This window comes from Burkholderia sp. Ac-20392, from assembly GCF_017104585.1.
Taxonomy (GTDB): domain Bacteria; phylum Pseudomonadota; class Gammaproteobacteria; order Burkholderiales; family Burkholderiaceae; genus Burkholderia; species Burkholderia lata.
On sequence record NZ_JAAGPB010000817.1, the window covers coordinates 1 to 2,444 of the forward strand.

2 protein-coding genes and 1 riboswitch are annotated in these 2,444 nt (G+C 68.7%); both genes read left to right on the forward strand.

Annotated elements, in window-relative coordinates:
* The first annotated feature begins 167 nt into the window (after positions 1-167).
* On the forward strand, positions 168-1,484 hold the full coding sequence (gene guaD, locus G3N99_RS38600; RefSeq protein WP_206125018.1) for a guanine deaminase: 1,317 nt from the start codon (positions 168-170) through the stop codon (positions 1,482-1,484).
* Between the two features lie 157 nt (positions 1,485-1,641).
* Positions 1,642-1,779: riboswitch (yybP-ykoY riboswitch) on the forward strand.
* Positions 1,780-1,857: 78 nt separating this feature from the next.
* Entirely contained in the window at positions 1,858-2,430 is a 573-nt protein-coding gene (locus tag G3N99_RS38605) for a TMEM165/GDT1 family protein (RefSeq protein WP_174944609.1), read from the forward strand.
* Positions 2,431-2,444 lie beyond the last annotated feature (14 nt).

Genomic DNA, 2,444 nt, shown 5'->3' on the forward strand with positions numbered 1-2,444 from the left:
TCCGGCAACCACTCGCTGGCGGCTTCGGCCGCCACGTCCGCCCGCGCAATCGCATCCGGTCGTGCCGCACGCCACGTGCCGCACCCGCTCGCCAGGCGCCGCCTTGCCCTCGTGCGGCGTCGCTCGTTTTCTTCTGTTCGCCTTACCTTGATGCAGGACCATTCGTCATGACGCAAACCGCTTTTCGTTCCCAGCTGCTGACCTTCAACGGCGACCCGGCGCAATCGAGCCAGGCCGCGAACTACGAGACCGACGGCCTCCTGATCGTCGACGACGGCAAGGTCGTCGCGGCCGGCCCGTACACGCAGCTCGCCGCGACGCTCGCGCGCGACGCGATCGTCCATGACCTGCGCGACAAGCTGATCGTGCCCGGCTTCATCGACACGCACATCCACTATCCGCAGACGGACATGATCGCGTCGCCGGCGCCGGGTCTGCTGCCGTGGCTGGACAAGTACACGTTCCCGACCGAGCGCCAGTTCGGCGATCCCGAGCATGCGCGCGAAGTCGCCGACTTCTTCGTCGACGAACTGCTCGCCTGCGGCACGACGAGCGCGCTCGTCTACTGCACGGTGCACAAGCAGTCGGCCGATGCGCTGTTCTCGGCGAGCGACGCGCGCGACCTGCGGATGATCGCGGGCAAGGTGCTGATGGACCGCAACTGCCCCGAATTCCTGCGCGATACCGCGCAATCGGGTTACGACGACAGCGCGGAGCTGATCGGCCGCTGGCACGGCAAGGGCCGCCAGATGTACGCGCTCACGCCGCGCTTCGCGCCGACGTCGACCGAGGCGCAGCTCGAGGCGTGCAGCGAACTCGCGCGGCGCCATCCGGACGTGTTCGTGCAGAGCCACGTCGCGGAGAACGTCGACGAGGTGAAATGGGTGGCCGAGCTGTTCCCCGGCCATCGCAGCTATCTCGACATCTACGACCGCTACGGGCTGCTGCGCCCGCGCGCGGTGTACGGCCACTGCATCCACCTCGACGACGAGGACCGCCGCCGGATGGCCGAGACGCGCACGGTCGTCGCACACTGCCCGACGTCGAACTTCTTCCTCGGCAGCGGGCTGTTCGATTTCGACAAGGCCGGTGAATACGACGTGCCCGTCACGCTCGCCACCGACGTCGGCGGCGGCACGTCGTTCTCGATGCTGCAGACGATGAACGAAGCGCACAAGGTCGCGCGGCTGTCTGGCCACCACCTGACCGCGACGCGGATGTTCTGGCTAGCGACGGCCGGCGCCGCGCAGGCACTCGACCTCACCGATACGGTCGGGACGCTCGCGCCGCGTACCGAGGCCGACTTCGTCGTGCTCGATCCGCAGGCCACGCCGCTGCTCGCACGCCGCACGAAGCGCGCGAATTCGCTCGAGGAGCTGCTGTTCGCATTCGCGCTGCTCGGCGACGACCGCGCGGTGTATCGCACCTATGCGGCCGGCAAACTCGTCCACGAGCGCGGCGCGGCACGCCGCCAGGCCGCGTAACGGCGTTCCGGGCGCATTTCCCGGCTGGCGCGGGCATCCGCCACCGCGCCTGCCGGGGCTCCCGTACCGCCGGAGATGGCCGTACGCCGATCCCGCCCCGACGCCAGGCGCAGCGCCCGCCAACGGCTTTCCCGCGCGCGACGCGCCGTGCTAGAATTCGCCGCTCATTGGGGAGTAGCCGCTCCGCTCGATGTCCCGCGCTCCCGGCGCGCATCGTGACGGAGGCGTCCGTCAACAGACTTGGCCGTACGGCCATGGCGGACGCAGCCACCTAGGCCTGGCGAGACCGATGGTTCACAGTGCGCCGCATCAGGGCCCGGCGCGCCGTGGATCGTCGCTCGCACGCACAACATCGGCCCGTGGAACCCCATCCGTGTCCCAAGCCTTCCTGATCTCCACCGGCGCCGTCGCCCTCGCTGAAATCGGCGACAAGACCCAACTGCTTTCCCTCGTCCTGGCCGCGCGCTATCGCAAGCCGGTGCCGATCATTCTTGGCGTACTCGTCGCGACACTCGTGAACCATGGTTTCGCCGGCGCGCTCGGCGAATGGCTCGGCGTGCTCGTCACTCCGTCGATCATGCGCTGGGCGCTCGCGTTCTCGTTCATCGCGATGGGGTTGTGGATCCTAGTGCCGGACAAGCTCGATGCCGACGAAGCCAATGCCAACCGTTCGCGGCTCGGCGTGTTCGGTGCGACCCTCGTTGCATTCTTCCTCGCGGAAATGGGCGACAAGACGCAGATCGCGACCGTCGCGCTGGCCGCGCGCTTCCAGGACTACATCGGTGTCGTGGCCGGCACGACGTTCGGGATGATGCTCGCGAACGTGCCCGCGATCCTGCTGGGCGACCGCTTCGCGCACCGCCTGCCGACGAAGCTCGTGCACGGCATCGCGGCCGTGCTGTTCGTCGTGCTCGGCGCGCTGGCGCTGCTGGGCATCGGGGTCTGACGGGGGGATGATGG

Bases quoted from the DNA above. Each gene is read 5' to 3' on its own strand.
- guaD (WP_206125018.1), top strand. From the start codon at position 168: ATGACGCAAACCGCTTTTCGTTCCCAGCTGCTGACCTTCAACGGCGAC.